A 17,113-nucleotide genomic window follows, 5' to 3' on the forward strand; every position below is an offset into this window, starting at 1 on the left:
TTGTTTGTTTTGATGATCAGGAACTACCAATTCCTGTCTTTAAGGAAATTATTCAATTCTTCTCGGCTCATAGGCAGGTCAGTTTTATTGTTGACCCAATCCAGGAAATCCTTTACAATTGTCTCACTCCATTTGCTGTCAACTTCACCGGCAGTATACTTGCCCTCTTTTAGCCTTTGGATACCAAATTGATCCCTTAGCATGATGAATTCTCCATTAATGACCAGGTCAGCCAAAAGATGGGCAGGAATAAATATCACCCCAAATTTATTAGCAAGGACTGCATCCCCGGGAAGTACGGTAGCCCTTCCAACACGAATAGGATAATTAATGGTCGTAAGCATCATTTGCTGAATGTATGAGGGATCATGACCCTTTACCCATCCATTAAAGCCATCTATTGCAGACAATCCGGCCATATCGCGAACAGATCCATAAAAAATAACACCCCTTTTAGTTTTGGCATAAATGGCATTTCCAAGATTATCTCCTATTAAGGTGCCATCTACAATTTTACCATAACCATCTGCCACATAAATATCACCGTCTACCAGCTTGTCTATCGGCCAAGAGTTGGTTCCTCCGGCTTGGGTACGGCCTTCTTTTTTACCAATTTCTTTTACAAGGTCATTGACATCGGTCCTTAGCGGCATATATTGTGCAGTGAGTGCCCTGCCTGTCATTACCCGGTCATCATCGATGATAACCCAATCATTTTCATATTGGTTGTTATACCCTTTGTTTCTTAAAAACCCCCATGATTCTTCCATAGAAAGTTTTTCCAGCCTTTTGAGTAAATCATCGGACACCTTAGGTCTTCCATCAGGAAACCGTTCACCTGTCCATTGGGAGGTTAGCATTTTTACTTGATCGGGTGTCGGAGAAATCTGTTGGGCTTTGGTGGAAAAAGCCAAGCATGTGACAAATGCAATGGCTAGTAAAATTGGTTTTCTCATAATCTCGGGTTTTTGATATTGAAGTTTCAAATAATTTAATTGATTAATAACTGAAATCCTCTTAGCAATTATAGGATTGGTTGATTCACTGTTTTGACCAATCAAAGATTCATGCTACAGGAATCAACCAATTTACTACTTCTCGGAATTTGCAAAATACTCTTCGGTTCTATTCAAAGAACGGAATCCCTGGAGCAGCATATTTTTTCATACCTTCCTCATTGATTTCCACACCGATACCGGGCTTTTCTGAAACTGTAATGAAGCTGTTTTCGGTCCTTGGACCATCGTAGGTGACGATATCTTTCCACAATTGATCTTTGTCCATATAGATCTGCCATTCCATAACCTGGAAGTTTGGGACCGAAGCACAGACATGGCAACTTGCCATTGCACCTAGGAAGGAAGCTACCATATGTGGGGAAAATGGCACGTAATATAGGTTTGAAAGATTGGCAATACGCTGGGCCTCACCTAAGCCCCCGGCTTTTTGGATATCAGGCATGATGATATCTACAGCTCCTTCGGATAGCAATCTTGTAAATCCATAAGCCAGATAAATATTCTCTCCTGTACATATAGGTGTAGAGGTTTGTGAAGTGATGGATTTATATACTTCAGGATTGTCAGCCGGAATAGGTTCTTCCAGCCACATGAGATTTAAATCTTCATACATCCTGGCCATTTTCAATCCTGTAACTGCGTCATACCTACCATGCATATCCACGCAGATATCAATATTTGGACCTACAGCTTCTCTTACAGCAGCAATGGCATTGTACATTCGATCTATTTCAGCATTGTTTGCTGTCCAATTGAACCTGTCATATTTATTTGGATCACGACCATCATCAACATCAAATTTTACCGCATTGTATCCTCTGCTTACTGCGTCTTTGGCGGCAAAAGCATAATCTGCCGGAGTGGGATTTGTGGAAGTATATAAGGCTGTATCACAGTATACCCTGATTTTATCTCTGTATTTTCCTCCCAACAATTGATAAACGGGAACTCCAAATACTTTGCCTGTAATATCCCATAAGGCAGTTTCTATCGCAGTAAGAACTGCAACAAAAACGCCTGATTGTGCACCTCCAAAAAAAGCACCTTTTCTGATTTGTTCTGCCAGACGGTTTGGGTTCAAGGGACTTTGACCCTTAATTTGATTTCCCAGTCTTTTCACCAAATGATAGGTGCCGTGGATGGCATCAACTGCTTCTCCACAACCCCAGACATCCTGGTTGGTATATATTTTAACATAAAGAGCACCTCTTACATATCCGCATTTTACATCTGTAATTTTCAAATCGGAGGGATTGGAAAAAGGTGATTGCCTGTCCACTGCGGCACTCAATCCCTGTCCAAATGTGCTTAGCAGGGCCCCACCTGTCAGGCCGGCGACCAAGCCTTTTTGTAAGAATGATCTTCTACTGTCTTTTTTATCTATCATTACTTGAGTTTTTTTGGTTTTTGAGATTTAATAAGTTTAAAAGAAGGGTGCGTCCTTGACTGCATATTTTCTGATCGCATCTTCGTTTGGTGTTACGCCCACACCGGGTTTGTCAGTAAGGTGAATGTATCCATCCTTAATCAAAGGTGCTTCTAGGATCAATTCATCCCATTGTTTCCATTTTGAAAACCAATGCCATTCCAAACAAAGGAAATTGGAGATGGAAGCGCAGCAGTGACATGCAGCCATAGCTCCAAAAGGAGATGCCACCATGTGCGGAGCTACTGGAACATAATAGAGGTTGGCTAAATTGGCTATTCTTTGGCCTTCACCCAATCCTCCACATTTATGCAGGTCAGGCATGACTACATCCGCAGCTTTCTTTTCCAATATTTTTCTGAAATCATGTGCCAAATATTGGTTTTCACCAGTACAGATAGGAGTAGTGGTCTGACTGGTAATTTCCCTTAAACTGTCCAGATTTTCTGCCGGAACAGGTTCTTCGAGAAACATTAATTTAAACTGCTCCATTTCTTTCGCGATCTGAATTCCTGATGGAAGGTCATACCGACCGTGTGCATCCAAACATAAATCCATATTCATTCCTATGGCTTCCCGAACAGCAGTGATTTGTTTTACCATCCGATCGATTTCACCATTGGAAGCTGTTCTGTTAAATTCATCTTGCTTTGAAGGATCACCGGCCCAATCAATATCAAATTTGATAGCAGTGAAACCAGCATTTTTTACATCCATTGCCCCAGCAGCCATATCTTCAGGACTTTCAGAACTGCTGGCACTATCGCAATAAAGCCTGATTTTATCTCTGAACTTTCCCCCCATAAGGCGATATACAGGCTGGTTCATGGCTTTTCCTGCCAAATCCCACAGGGCGATTTCAATTCCCGTGAGTACAGCTACATACATTCCTCCCTGTGCTCCACCAAAATGACCCCTTCGAAGAATTTGCTCTACAATCTTATTGATTTCAAGGGGATTTTGACCGATGAGAAATTGAGTCATATTGTCCCAACCCACTGTTCCTGTTGCAACACCATAGGTGCCCCTGACAGCATCCATTGCTTCACCATATCCTGTGATTCCCTGATTCGTTGTCAGTTTCACAAACATATGGGTGCCATGACCGCTCATATAGGCTGTTTTGACACTCGTTATTTTTAGATCTGACGGATTTGAATATTTTGGTCCATTTTCAACCGCACGGATAAGACCTGAACCGAAGCTTGGGATAGCTATTGATGAGGCAAATCCAGCCATCAAACTTTTTTGAAGAAATGAGCGCCTATTTTTGTCAGTTGTCATAATGGATGATTTTGATTTTGAAATTTACCAGGTTCTGTTTTTCAAAATTTCCTGGATCTGTTCCCGTGGGATGGGCAGCTCATCAATATGCTCATTGAGCCAAGATGAAAAATCCCTTTCTATATCATCTGACCATCTGGTATCGATTTGTCCTGCTGTATATACTCCTGCTCTCAATCTTTCATGGCCAAACATGTCCCGTAACCTGACAACTTCAGAAGTGACTACTACTTTTTCAACGAGATGGGCTGGAATAAATGATACGCCACCATCTCTTCCCAATACCACATCACCTGCCATGACAGTAGCCTGCCTTATTCTGGTGGGTTTGTTTATGCCTACCAACATGGTATTGAGATTACCTTGTTGGTTATGGTGGGAGGGATGATAGCTTGAATAATAGGAGGTGAATCCACCAATTTCTTTTAAACCCGTCACATCCCTAATTGCGCCGTCATAGACGATTCCATTTCCTGATTTTGTGAAAATGGCATTACCTACATTGTCTCCAATGGTGGGGCCGTCCACATGAATGCCGAATTGATCTACCACATAGACATCACCTTTAACCAAAAGGTCAACAGGCCAAGAATTCTGTCCACGTTTACCTTCTTTTTTCCCTCTTTCATCTATGGCGTTGTGGATATCAGGTCTTCCGGGCATAAACGTAGCAGTTACTGCCCTTCCAATTAGGATACTATCGGAATTGATTGTCTGCCATCCATCTGCATATTGGTAACGGTAGCCGGCATTTCTCATGACGGCCCAAGCTTCATCATGGGTGACTAGCCGCATCCTTTTAAGAAGGTCATCTGAAACCTTTGGCCTGCCGTCTTCAAATCTTTCTCCTTTCCATTCTTGGGTGAGAAAGAGCATTTCTTCTTTTGTGATTTGTTGGGCTTGTAATGATGCTTGTACAATTAGAAGTGTTAAAAGCAGGGAAGCTAAATTTTTGATCATTTTTGATTTTTATTTTTGGTCTTAGTACAATTTAAATAAAGAGGCTGTTCTGTATTCCATAAAGTTGATTCAACGGCTAAATAAAGTGTCTTACTGACACCGACACCTCTAAGTGGCCAAGAGTTTTCGTGGAAAAGTATTGTTTTCAACACAATAGCTATTTGGCACGCTAGGTATAGCTGAAATTTAATACTTCAATTGCAATCAACTTGCAAGAGGAGTTTAGAACAGCCTCTTGGAAACTTACTTATGCCACCAAATTCTAGTTTCAAGATTATCTGGACCTTGTGCAGAAATAGCAGCCTGTACATTTTCAGAATTAACTGATATTTCTGAGTTTGGATAAGTTAATCTGTTAATGAATACGGCTTCTCTTCCAGGGAAAGGATTAGGATCTAAACTTGGAAAACCGCTTCTCCTGAAGTTTGCAAATGATTCGGGGCCTTGCATAAATGTCGCTATCCAATATTGTTCATTGATTTGCTGTACTGCAGTAGCCTCGATTAAAGGATTGGCATTGACGTATGCCTCAATATCTGCCGTTGGAATTTCCATTGCCGGGTCATAAGATGGCATTTGATTCATATGAGCTCTGATTCCGGCATGAAAATAGTCCTGAACTGTTCCTGTTGTAATCCAACCAAGCTGCCTTGCTTCTGCCAGTAATAATTGGCTCATGGCCGCAGTAACGATAAAATTTGGAGAGGTCAATTTCACCATCCGCCTTCTATCTACCTGACTGAAATCATAGAAGCTTGCCAAACCCAAATTGGCAGCAACTTGCACTGCACCGGCATTGTCATTGCCCAAAGGCATTCCAATCTGAAGTTCAGGCTCATAGCTTTGTCTGGCAACCGTTTGCTCAGGTCCTGAAGAAGCACCAACATACCTCACAGCTATTGATCTTAGCCTTGGGTCATTCGTGTTTTTCATGAAGTTGACAAATGGCTCAGTCAGGTAAAAGTTTGCTGCTTCCGTAGCATTAAGTGTATTCCCAATTGGATTGACGTAGTTGGCATCATGGTTGATGATTACATTATCAATATTGCTTAAGATAACGCCTCCTGCAAAGGCTTGGGCAACTGCTTGTTGTGCAGCAGTGGGATTGGCTTTTCCTATTCTCATTCCTGCCCTGAGGAGTAGGGAATAACCAAATTTTTTCCACTTTTCAATATCTCCTGCAAACAAAACATCAGCGGTTTCTATTCTTCCTGAAGTACCTAAAGCAGTTGAAGCTTCGGTGAGTTCTTTTATGATGTCCGTATAAATTAATTCCTGAACATCATATTCAGGGAAGAAAATCTGATCACTAAATCCTGCGCCTGCCTGCCTGTAGGGAACAGAACCATAGGTGTCTGTCAACACCATGAATGCATGCGCCTGGACTATTCTGGTCATTTGAACCAAGTTATTTCTGGTAGGGTCATCCTTAATTCTGTCCAAAACATCTTTTGTGTTTTTGATGACATTTCGGTAATACTGTTGCCAGTTGGCTTGTGTAGATGCCCTATTGTCCTGATTGAAATTAGCGCCTGTCAATACTCCTGAGTTTGGAGAAATAACATGCTGTACAGCACCAACCTCATAAACGAGCACACCAAAAGATGAAGGTGCGGAAGAAATTATCGCTTGATTCAACTGGAACGTTGGATCTATTACAGTTGCGGATACTGTGTTGGTATTCAGCTCATCAAAGTTTTGATCGCATGAGGTGCTATATCCAATAAATAGCACAATCCATAAATATTTAAATATCTTTTTCATGGTGTCGTTGTTTAAAATCTGACATTTAAATTAAAGCCCATACCTCTTGTAGTCGGTAGTCCGGTACCTTCCAAACCGACCAAGTTATCAGAAGCATATCCAAATGATTCCGGATCAATATTATCCACCCATTTTTTCAACATGAGTACATTGTTGGCGACAAGGTTTAACCTTACTCCCGCCACAGGCCATTTCTCAGGTATAAATTTGGTAAAATCATAACCAGCAGTTACTTGACGAAGTTTCCAAAAACCTCCATTGTAAACAACCGGTTCGACAAGCCCTTGTGATCTCACTATTTCCCAATAGGATTGAACAGGAGCTACAGCAGTATTTGGTTCACCTGCCTGGTTAACACCATCTCCAATCACTCCACCTTCACGGCCTTCCAGGGTCATTTTATGCAGACCATGTCTTACCGCATTGAAGTTGGTACCTGAAATCAACTTGCCTCCTAATCTGAAGTCAATTAAGAAAGAGAAGCTCAATCCTTTATAATTAAATGAATTGTTAAATCCGCCCACCCATCGTGGCAGGGCACTTCCAAATTCAACCATATCAGGAGTTCTCAGAGGAAGACCGTTAGCTCCAAATATTCTACGACCTTGATCGTCCCTTAAGAAACCAAAACCAGTTACCTGACCCATTTCCTTGCCCACAACCTGTCTTAGTTCTCCATTGAAAACGTGGTTTCCAACTGTAATTCTTTCTCCCGGAGTATCTGAAAGGAGACTGAGGACTTGGGTTTTGTTATATGCTGCATTGAATGATGTTTCCCATGAAAAATCACCTGTCTCAACAGGTACTACAGTCAGCAACATTTCAACCCCTCTGTTTCGGCTTTGTCCACTGTTGATAGAGGTATTGATAAATCCGGAGGCATCAGAAATCTGTGCGCTTACAATCTGATCAGTTGTGATTTTATTGTATGCAGCCAAATCCACGAGTACTTTACCCTGAAACATTCTCATTTCCAAACCTACTTCTGATTCGGCTACCCTCATAGGTCTCAGGTTTGGGTTTGGCAATGTGCTGCCTATTGGACTTCCGACCGGCTGACCGCGAAACAAATTGGCATTGATTCCATAAAACAGCACATTGGAGTAAGGGGCTACATCAGCATCACTGCCCACTTCGGCATAGGCCAACCTAAGCTTTCCGAAATTGAACCAGTCCGAAGTACCTGTATTTTCTGAGAATACCCAACTCGTGGAAACTGAGGGGTAAACAATGCTTCTGTTTTCTTCAGAAAGCGTGGAAAACCAATCATTCCTGACAGTACCATTGATGTAGATGGTTTTTTTATAGGAAAATTCTGCAAAAGCAAAAAGAGAATTTACAGCTCTTTCCACCCTGTCAAAGATCGGGTCTTTTGCCCTACCGTTTTGGACTGTATACAAATCTCGGATTACAAAATCCGTCACCTGTACGCTGTTGAGCTCTGAATTTCTTTTCATGTGGTTTCCACCGACATTGGCATTGAAAGCATAGTCACCAAATTCTTTGGTAGCAGACAAAATAAAGTCAGCATTAACTTCCCGGAATCTTCTTGCTTCCTGTGTGTAAACCCCGTTGACAAAGCCTGCAGGGGCAGCGGCTCTTGAAGCTTGACCGGTTGGGAAATTGTTGAATTCCTGATCTCTTGACCAATAATCCTGGCCAACCCGGCCCTGTATATACAACCAATCTGTGAAATGATAAACAGCAGCAACATTACCAAAAATCCTATCCCTTTTGATATTGTTGAATTGTTCCGAAAGGGTAAAATAGGGGTTTGTTCTGTTTCTGAACCTTGAATACACCGCTTCGTTTCCATTTGCATCAAATTTGTTCTCGTCAAGAACATTGAGCGGCATGGAATTGGCCATGTTATATAGTGATGTAGGAATGCTATTATCCTGATTTGCCACATTGGGAGGATTTGTGTTTCTTTCAACGGAATAATTGATATTACCTCTAAAACTTAATTTTTTACTGAACTCATGGGTAAATCCAAAATTGAATGTTTTTCTGTTAAATGAATTGTTGGGTACAATACCCTTGCTGGTCAAATCCGAGAAAGAAAAGTTCATTCCCCCTTTATCAGAATTAGTTGCCAAACTGATGGAATTGGTTGTATTCTGTCCATTTCTGAAGAAATCATTGATGCGACCTCTAACAGGAACATAAGGGACAACAACCCCATCAAACAATGTTTGGGTCATACCTGGAGCAAATCTTTCTCCAAATGACCATTGACCTGATGTTGGGTTTGAGGATGTCGGTCTTACACCTTGTTCACCCTGTCCGTATTCATATTGGTAGTCTGTAAAATCAAGAGGTCTTTCATTCGTATAATTAAGGTTATAAGTGATACCAATACCCTTTGAATCACCTTTTGATTTGGTGTTGATCATGATAACCCCATCTTTAGCCCTGGATCCATAAAGTGCCGAAGCAGCAGCCCCTTTTAGGACTGTCATACTTTCTATATCATCAGGGTTGATACTGCTCAATCCATCACCACCATCAGAAGTGATACCACCTCCTCTAGTTCCGAATGAATTATCCGATGCAGCATTACCCGGCTTCGTACCAAAATTGGTGTTGTCAATAGGAATACCGTTAACAACAATTAAGGGATTGTTTTGGCCGGATATAGAGGACTGACCCCGGATTCTCACTTTAGAAGTACCTCCGGGACCTGTGCCCAAAGATGAAATATTCACACCGGCAATTTTGCCCTGAAGTGCATTCATGAAATTTGGGGTCCTGTTCACGGTTACTTCGTCAGTGGCAACATTTGTAGCCGCATATCCTATACTCCTGGAAGTCTTTTGGATACCCAAGGCTGCAATAACTACCTCTTCCAAAGCACGTGCTTCCTGGTCTAAAGTCACGTTGATTACAGATTGGTTTCCGACTGTAACTCTTTTGGTTGTAAATCCGATATAAGAAAAAACTAATGTGGAACCTTCAGGAACAGAAATAGAGTAATTTCCATCAATGTCGGTCACAGTACCTGTTGTAGTACCATCAATGAAAATTGTAACACCGGGCAGAAGTTCACCGGTTTCACTTTTAACAGTTCCCGTAACCTCTAAAAAGGCATTTGTAATTTGGCTTTCGATGGAATTATTTACTTCAGTAGATTTCAGTGATTTTACACTGATGATGTTGTTGACTTGTTTGAAGTGCAGTTGTTTTTTTTTGGCTACTTCGGTCAGAAAATCAGCAACAGTACCTTTTGAAATATCCAATTAGATTTTTTCATTGTCTCTGATGTTGTTTTCGGTGTAAAAAAAACTGTAATCTGTTTTTTTCTCAATGGCATTTAGAATTACTTCTAAATTACCCTCCCGGATATCGAGTTTGATGTAAACCTCATCAATACTTTTTACCTGGCCCGAATTGCTATCAGCAAATACTTCATTAATGGATGCACTCAACAAAATGGCACTGAAAAATGCGAATTTGAAGAATGAAATCATTGTTTTGTAAAATGATGGTATCATATTTTGGGTTGTTTTTGACAAATGATATTTTTAAATAAGTGTCCTTTTTTAATTATTAATTGGTTGTTTATGGGTTTCTTTTGTTAAAGGAATAAAACATTGAAACCTCTTCCGTTTTTTTGTCATAGGCAGATTTATTTAAAGTCAAGCGTTACCTTTTTTTGATTTATTTTATAATTGAATTCAATTGAATGGCCTAGAGCATCCAATACATTGGACAGGTATTCATTGGGTTTGAATGTGCCTGTGCATTTGACTGTCTTGGAAGGATTGCTTCCTATTATTTCTATTTCAACTCCATACCACCGCTCGAGAATTTCTATCACCTCCGGAAGTGGGAGTTTCTCAAACTGGAGAATACCATCCTTCCAGTTCAAAACACTTTTTATGTCCACCGTTTGTAATTCCAATTCACCTTTTGTAGGTAAATAACTTATACCTTCACCAGGCTTGATTTCTATTTGGGAGTTACTGATCGATTCGGCTATTATGACTTTACCGGTAGCCAAGCTGACTTCAATTTTTGAGGAATTTTCATAAGCTTTGATATTGAAGCTTGTGCCGAGAGCTGTAGTAACAAGATTGTCGGTAATTACTTCAAATGGGTGGTTTTCATCTTTGGCTACTTCAAAAAATGCCTCTCCATATAGATGGATGGTTCGATTTACTTCGAAATTATCCGTGAATTTTATGCTGCTTTCCGAATTCAGAAATACTATTGAACCATCGGGCAGAGATATTTTGGATTTTTGCCCTTTTGGGACGCTTTTTATAATTTCTTTTGGTGTTGTATCGACTATTTGATTTTCAATTGAGCCAATATCCCTTTTTATAAAAAATATAAAAGTGATTGAAAAAATAATCAATAGGCTAGCAGCAATTCTTAAAAATTTTGTAGACAAAGACTTAGTACTTTGATTGATGTCTTTTTGTTTGATCATTTGGACATGATGGGCGATATGTTGATCATCCCCCTTTATTTCTTTGTCCCTTTCTGTCTGAATCTTCCATAATTCATCCACCCGAGAATTTAAGACATTTTCACCATCCTTCGAATGCAACCAAATCAGAAATTCCTTTGCTTCTTTTTCGGAAAGCTTTCCGCTGAAAAATTTTTCAATATCATTTTCACTGAATTTCATTGGCTATACATTTATAGTATATAGCCTTTAACTCATTATTTTACTCATGAAAAAATAAATAATTGTACTATTTATAATAAATAAATAGTCCAATTGCTAAATCAAAAAAATAAGTGCCGAAAAAATAACAAAATTGTAAAATTGATCAATGGTTTGATAGGTACCAATGATTTTGCTGTCAGAGACTTTTTGATAGATTTTGTAGCTCTATAAATGTGATTTTCAACAGTTCGTTTTGAAATACCCATTTTTATCGCAATTTCCTCTGTAGCTAAATTTTCTTGATTTCTTAAAATATATACCTCTTTTTGAAAATCAGGGAGTTTGGCAATGGCAGTTAAGGCGAGAGATTCCATTTCAGTAATTTCTGATTCACTTTCAAAATTCTCTACAATTCCCTTTTGGGTATGAAGAGCATATTTTTCGTAAGCTACTTTTTTGGCTTCCTTTCGGGATCTTTTGATGATCAGTGATTTCAGGATTGCCAAAAGATAGGCATTGAAAGAAAGTTCACATTTTAAGTCTTGCCTGTTTTTCCAAATAATCAGAAATACCTCTTGGGCTATTTCCTCGGCATCCTCATTGGACAAAAACATTTTTTTGGAGGTATTGAATATTTTCGGTCTGAATATTCTAAAAAGTTCAGTAAATGCAAATTCACTCCCATCTTTTAATTGGGAAACCAAACAGGGTATATTTTGGGTGGCTTTCTTCTCCATTAATAGAAAGGAATATTTCTAATAAAGTAAAGAATAAATGAGTTTTAATGCAATTAATGTTAGGGTAAATTTCAGATATTAAAATTTTATTTCATGAAAGGTGAAAAAAATGAAATTAAAATGGTTGTTTTAAGTGATTTTTTGACACTTATTTTATCGATGTTTCATTTTTATGACTAACTCCTGAGGCATTTCTTATTGGGATAACACATCAATCTTCTGGGTAGGGTATATATACGAAACTTGTAAATACGCCATCCACCACGAAAAGACAACAAAACTCATCAGGGTCTTTATAAGCTTTGATAAAATCTTCCTGTAACTCTTCTGCGATCAATTTACGCTGGATGAACTCATCCAAATAGGTGATGTAATAGTTCCAATCCAGATTTTTTTCTGTTTTGTTCAAGAGCAACTGACCTATGGGTTGCTCGGTCTTGGAAATTGGAAAGATTGGATATTTGGAAAATTTCCTGCTTCGGACCTGATAAGAGGCTTCCTTAAGTATTTCTGAAACCTGTATAAAATCCTTTGTAATTGTTCCCAGGTATTTTCCACTCAATTCGGGATCATTGAAATCTGAAATCATGATTTTAAAGTTAATCGTATTACATTTTCAACATGATAAGTTTGGGGAAACATATCTACGGGTTGAATTTTTTCAATAATATATTTTTCTGCCAAAATAGCCACATCTCTGGCCTGTGTAGCTGGATTGCAACTGACATAGACAATTTTTGGTGCTTCTAGCCTCAATAACATTTTGACCACATCCTCATGCATTCCTGCTCTAGGGGGGTCCGTGATGATGACATCAGGTCTTGCATGGCTGGCGATGAATTCATCATTCAGTAAATCTTTCATATCCCCGGCATAGAAAAGCGTGTTTTCAATTCCGTTTACTTTTGAGTTGAGTTTTGCATCCGCTATGGCTGCTTCCACATATTCTATTCCGATAACTTGTTTCGCCTCTTTTGCTACAAAATTGGCGATGGTGCCCGTACCGGTATACAGGTCATAGACAACCTCATTCCCTTTCAAATCTGCAAATTCTCTTGCAACTTTATATAATACGTATGCTTGTTTGGAATTGGTCTGATAAAAGGATTTGGGCCCAATTCGGAATTTCAGGCCTTCCATTTCTTCTTCTATAAAATCTTTTCCTGCATAGGTAATTACTTCGAGATCGTTGAAGGTTTCATTCCCTTTCATGTTGATGATATAAAGGAGTGATGTGATCTGCGCGAATTCCATTTTTAAAAATGTCATCACCTTTTCAATTTCTTCAGGATCTTTTTTACCGAATTGAACAATCACCATGGATTCTCCGGTGGAGGTTGTTCGGATAATCAAATTACGTAGAAGTCCTTGTTGTTTTCTTAAATCATAAAAAGTCAATCCTTCTTGTAATGCATATCTTTTCAGAGAATTCCGGACCTCATTGGAGATATCTCCCTGTAAATAGCAGTGGTCTATGTCCACTATTTTGTCAAACATTTTGGGTACATGAAATCCCAAGGCATTCCTTTCAAATTCTTCTCCGGAATCAATTTCTGCGCGTGTCAGCCAACGGTTGTTGGAAAATGTATAATCAAGCTTGTTGCGGTAATATTGGATGTTTTCTGAACCAAGAATAGGTAAAACCTCAGGCATATTTTCGACTTTACCGATTCTTTCAAACTGATCTACTACCTGTTGTCTTTTATAGTTTTTCTGTAAATCATAATTGATATGTTGCCATTTACAGCCCCCACAGGTGCCGAAATGGGAGCAAAAGGGTTCTACTCTGTCTTTGGAGTATTCATGGAAAAATATTGCTTCCCCTTCCATAAAAGAACTTTTGCCTTTGGTTATCCTTACATCTACCACATCACCCGGCGCAACTCCCTGTACGAATACAACTTTTCCTTCATGGTGCCCCACACATTTCCCTTCAGTAGCAATCCTTTCAATCCGTAGGTTGGTCACAACCTTGTTCTTCATTTTTCTCGACATGGGCGCAAAAATAAGGTTTTGGATTGGAAGATTGGAAAATATTAAAACTAAAATGGTTATCCGCTTCTTTGCCAGTAACTCAATTCATCAACATACAGGACGGAAGACCGATGTACCGGACATTTCAGTTTCCTGGCAAGAATAATATAGAATTACCATTTCATTCTTCATTCTATCTCCCTTATCCGTCATCCTTTCTCCCTCATCCTTCCTCACTAAAAAGAGATTGCCACGTCGCACGAAGGATTATATAAAAAATCAAAGTTTCACCAGTGCTCCTCGCAATGACGCCCTCGACTCCCTTCAACTTTCTCCCTAAATCTTAAATCTACGATCTACGATCTACCCTCATCCTTCATTCTTTATCAACTTCCCACTTCCCAACTTCCTCCCTACCTCTTGTATTTCCCAAAAAATGCCCTTAATATGCTGTTTCATTTTCAAACAAAATAATGGGAGAATATATCGTAAACTTCAGCAATTGGATTTGGGATACACCAATGCTTATCCTATTGATGGGAGGTGGGTTTTTATTGTTTGTTTATTCAGGTTTCCTGCCTTTCAGGTACTTAGGGCATGCAATCAAGGTAGTACAGGGAAAATATGACGAAACAAATGTTCCCGGACAGATATCTTCCCGGCAGGCACTTTCAGCCGCGATTGCGGCCACGGTAGGTTTGGGTAACATCAGTGGGGTGGCCATCGCCATCAATATGGGCGGTCCCGGAGCGATATTTTGGATGTGGATGTCTGCTTTTGTAGGGATGGCTACAAAATATTTTTCCTGTAGTCTTGCCATCATGTACAGGGGCAAGGACAGTTCGGGAGAAATTCAGGGAGGGCCAATGTATGTGATAGAAGAGGGGATGGGTAAGAAGTGGAAACCACTTGCAGTCCTGTTTTCAGTAGCAGGTGTTTTGGGTCTATTATCTATTTTTCAAGCCAATCAGTTGACAGCAGTGTTGCGGTCAGTATTGTTGATTCCAAATGGTTTGGATAATGGTGAAACCACCAAATGGATTTTGGGTATTACGATGATGTTCATTGTTGCCGTGGTCATTTTGGGTGGGATTAAGCGAATTGCCGCTGTGGCCTCCAAATTGGTTCCATTTATGGTCATACTGTATTTTGTAACTGTAGTGATCATTATGGTTCAATATATCGGCGATGTTCCTGCCATGTTGTGGTTGATTGTTGAAGATGCCTTTACAGGCAATGCGGTAATGGGTGGCGCTGTTGGCGCAGTGATTGTAATCGGCGCGAGAAGGGCTGCTTTTTCCAATGAGGCAGGTATAGGAACGGCACCCATGGTGCATGGTGCATCCAAAAACAATGAACCTGTGAGGGAAGGTTTGATTGCCATGTTAGGCCCCTTTATTGATACTGTTGTGGTCTGTACCTTGACTGCCTTGGTTATTTTGTTGACAGGAGTATGGGAAAGTACCGAAAACGATGGCGTAAGGCTTACCTTGTCCGCATTTGAAATGGCGTTGCCGGGATTTGGGAAATACCTGCTAATGGTGGCGGTTTTGGTTTTTGCGCTTTCGACCATGTTTACTTATTCTTATTACGGACATAAGTGTTTCAATTATCTGTTCGGAGCAGAAAAAGCCAATTATTACAATTACTTCTATTTGGTTACCATTGTCGCGGGTGCAGTAGCCTCGTTGGAAGTAGTAGTAAGTTTCATAGACGGTATGTATGCCATCATGGCCATCCCAACCATGATTTCCACTATTTACCTAGCACCAAAGGTGAAGGCAGCGACCAAGGTTTATTTTGAGAAATTGAAAGCTGAGGAGAAGAAGTAGGGGGATTGCAAGATTGTAAGATTGCAAAATTGGAAGATTAGTGACCTGCAGATAAAAAGTTGAAGTGGATTGGAAGATTTCAAAACTTGTTGAAAACGCCATAGTCAAACAGGCTGGGCAGACTGATCGGAAAAACCTTCCAGGTCTAAAAAAGACCTCAAAGGTTACGGGTTTGACCTTTGAGGTTTTTTTTCAAAACCTCGAAGGTCTTAGCGGTAGACTTAACGTGTTTCTTTTACCTTGACCGAATTTCGCTGCAAATTTAAAACCTCCGAGGTCAAAAAAAGACTTCAAAGGTTAAACTGCTCTCTTCTTGGCTCTTTGTTCTTGACTCTTGTTTCTAACATCTCGCTTCTCGTCTCTCGTCTCTCGCTTCCCACATCTCATATCTAAAAAATGAACTACCTCATAGCACCAAACGCATTTAAAGGTACCATCGAAGCGGATGAAGCTGCGGCAATTATTTCGGAAACTATTACCAAGAGATTTCATGATGCCCATACTGATCAATGCCCAATTGCTGATGGCGGGGATGGGACCTGTTTTTTGTTGGGAACTGAATTGAAATTGCCACGGATCGATATTTTCACTTTGGATCCTTTGGGAAGGTCTATTTCTGGTTATTACTTTTTGGATAAAGTCAACGAAACAGCCTACTTGGATGTATCTACAGTTTCAGGGATAAAATATTTAAAGGAATACGAGAAAAGCCCTTGGATAGCCAGTACCTATGGCACAGGGGAATTGATCTGCAATGCCATAGCATTAGGGGCTAAACATATCGTTCTTGGTTTAGGCGGGAGTGCGACGGTGGACCTTGGAATGGGAGTTTTAAATGGTTTGGGTTATCTGTTTTTGGATGAAAATGGTCGGGAAATCCCCACTTTTTCTGATATGCTGTTTAGAAAAATTCGATATATTCAAAGTCCTTTGAAGCGGCCTGATATAAGGTTTACCTGTCTTTGTGATGTAAACAATTATTTTTTAGGTGAAGAAGGAGCCATTCCTGTTTTCGGTCCTCAAAAAGGTTTGGACAAAAATGATTTTGAGGAATTTGGGAAATGCTGTTCAAATGTTTTGGAATTACTATCCAAAAAATCAGGAAAAAAAGTTCTAGATAAATCCGGTTTTGGAGCAGCAGGGGGAATAGCCTTTGGACTTTCATTCTTTTTCCCCGTAGAGATTCAAATGGGAGCAAAATGGTTTTTTCAACAAGTTGGAATCGAAGAAAAAGTTAAGCGATCAGATGTCGTTATAACAGGCGAGGGACGATTTGACAGCCAATCTTCAGGTGGTAAAGGAAGTTATGAATTATTGCAAATCGTTAAAAAGCTTAACAAAAAAATCGTTTTGATCACCTCGGGAACACAGGCCAATGAAGCAGGTTTTGATGAGGTTTTGATTTTACCAGATTTGGATTTTGATCGGAAAGATTTTCAGGATCTGGCCCGGAAAAATTTGTTTGATTGTGTCAGGCAGTGGAAAGGTTCAATTTAATT

The 17,113-nt window shown here is 39.8% G+C and carries 13 protein-coding genes; 2 read left to right on the forward strand and 11 right to left on the reverse strand.

Annotated elements, in window-relative coordinates; all coding sequences use genetic code 11:
* Positions 1–23: 23 nt before the first annotated feature.
* The 11 genes from HMJ38_RS04565 to rlmD all read right to left on the reverse strand — a co-directional run bounded on the left by HMJ38_RS04565 (position 24) and on the right by rlmD (position 13,803).
* Entirely contained in the window at positions 24–956 is a 933-nt protein-coding gene (locus HMJ38_RS04565) for an RraA family protein (RefSeq protein ID WP_194973181.1), read from the reverse strand.
* Between the two features lie 169 nt (positions 957–1,125).
* Positions 1,126–2,406, reverse strand: coding sequence for a mandelate racemase/muconate lactonizing enzyme family protein (locus tag HMJ38_RS04570; protein ID WP_194973182.1), 1,281 nt, complete (start codon positions 2,404–2,406; stop codon positions 1,126–1,128).
* 36 nt (positions 2,407–2,442) lie between these two features.
* Positions 2,443–3,729, reverse strand: a complete 1,287-nt coding sequence (locus HMJ38_RS04575; RefSeq protein ID WP_194973183.1) for a mandelate racemase/muconate lactonizing enzyme family protein — start codon at positions 3,727–3,729, stop codon at positions 2,443–2,445.
* Positions 3,730–3,753: 24 nt separating this feature from the next.
* Positions 3,754–4,689: an RraA family protein gene (locus HMJ38_RS04580; protein WP_194973184.1), complete on the reverse strand. Its 936-nt coding sequence runs from the start codon at positions 4,687–4,689 to the stop codon at positions 3,754–3,756.
* Positions 4,690–4,932: 243 nt separating this feature from the next.
* Entirely contained in the window at positions 4,933–6,453 is a 1,521-nt protein-coding gene (locus HMJ38_RS04585; protein ID WP_194973185.1) for a SusD/RagB family nutrient-binding outer membrane lipoprotein, read from the reverse strand.
* Between the two features lie 11 nt (positions 6,454–6,464).
* Positions 6,465–9,590, reverse strand: a complete 3,126-nt coding sequence (locus HMJ38_RS04590; RefSeq protein ID WP_228779896.1) for a SusC/RagA family TonB-linked outer membrane protein — start codon at positions 9,588–9,590, stop codon at positions 6,465–6,467.
* Positions 9,591–9,692: 102 nt separating this feature from the next.
* On the reverse strand, positions 9,693–9,947 hold the full coding sequence (locus HMJ38_RS25275; protein WP_228779885.1) for a hypothetical protein: 255 nt from the start codon (positions 9,945–9,947) through the stop codon (positions 9,693–9,695).
* 134 nt (positions 9,948–10,081) lie between these two features.
* The gene (locus HMJ38_RS04595) at positions 10,082–11,089 is read right to left on the reverse strand and encodes a FecR family protein (protein ID WP_194973186.1); all 1,008 of its coding nucleotides are present in this window, start codon (positions 11,087–11,089) and stop codon (positions 10,082–10,084) included.
* A gap of 101 nt (positions 11,090–11,190) precedes the next feature.
* Entirely contained in the window at positions 11,191–11,808 is a 618-nt protein-coding gene (locus HMJ38_RS04600) for an RNA polymerase sigma factor (RefSeq protein WP_194973187.1), read from the reverse strand.
* Between the two features lie 211 nt (positions 11,809–12,019).
* Positions 12,020–12,397 carry a hypothetical protein gene (locus HMJ38_RS04605; protein ID WP_194973188.1) on the reverse strand — a complete coding sequence of 126 codons (378 nt, stop codon included), beginning with the start codon at positions 12,395–12,397 and terminating at the stop codon, positions 12,020–12,022.
* A complete protein-coding gene (gene rlmD, locus HMJ38_RS04610) occupies positions 12,394–13,803 on the reverse strand; it encodes a 23S rRNA (uracil(1939)-C(5))-methyltransferase RlmD (RefSeq protein WP_194973189.1) in 1,410 nt (469 codons plus the stop codon). The genes HMJ38_RS04605 and rlmD overlap by 4 nt, the downstream gene beginning before the upstream one ends.
* A gap of 452 nt (positions 13,804–14,255) precedes the next feature.
* On the opposite strand from rlmD, the gene HMJ38_RS04615 reads away from it, so the two are divergent.
* Both HMJ38_RS04615 and HMJ38_RS04620 read left to right on the forward strand, forming a co-directional pair.
* The gene (locus tag HMJ38_RS04615) at positions 14,256–15,614 is read left to right on the forward strand and encodes an alanine/glycine:cation symporter family protein (protein WP_194973190.1); all 1,359 of its coding nucleotides are present in this window, start codon (positions 14,256–14,258) and stop codon (positions 15,612–15,614) included.
* A 396-nt stretch (positions 15,615–16,010) separates the two neighbouring features.
* On the forward strand, positions 16,011–17,111 hold the full coding sequence (locus HMJ38_RS04620) for a glycerate kinase (protein WP_194973191.1): 1,101 nt from the start codon (positions 16,011–16,013) through the stop codon (positions 17,109–17,111).
* Positions 17,112–17,113 lie beyond the last annotated feature (2 nt).

Source organism: Aquiflexum lacus (assembly GCF_015476655.1).
GTDB classification, from domain to species: domain Bacteria; phylum Bacteroidota; class Bacteroidia; order Cytophagales; family Cyclobacteriaceae; genus Aquiflexum; species Aquiflexum lacus.